This window comes from Enterobacter sp. BIDMC 29 (genome assembly GCF_019378755.1).
GTDB lineage: Bacteria > Pseudomonadota > Gammaproteobacteria > Enterobacterales > Enterobacteriaceae > Enterobacter > Enterobacter ludwigii.
In genome coordinates this window covers 4,294,255-4,294,534 of record NZ_CP080000.1, presented here as the reverse complement: position 1 = coordinate 4,294,534, position 280 = coordinate 4,294,255, and the positions used below count along the sequence as shown (strand labels likewise).

Annotated in this window: 1 protein-coding gene; it reads right to left on the bottom strand. The window is 51.1% G+C overall.

Features of this window, described 5'->3' with window-relative positions; translation table 11 throughout:
* The coding region (locus JTA15_RS19040) for a carbohydrate porin (RefSeq protein ID WP_219373268.1) at positions 1 to 280 on the bottom strand (280 nt) is incomplete at both ends.

The following is a 280-nucleotide window of genomic DNA, read 5'->3' as shown; positions in this document are numbered from 1 at the left end:
TCATAGCCCCATTTCTCATCCCACTTCGCGTAGGTTGCGAAGACACGGATAGCCGGGCGAGACCAGATGCTGTCGCCTGCCTGCCATTGCTGTGCCAGGGTGATTTTGTATTGGCTGTTTTTCTCGTCAGTTTTCTGAGACTTAACGTTGTCGTAGCCCACTTCAAGCAGGGTGCTCATGATTGGCGTCCATTTGAACATTGGACGAACGCCGACAGTCCACCACTCGGTACCATTGTTGTTGTCACGATCGATATTCTGGTACATACCGACGTACATCA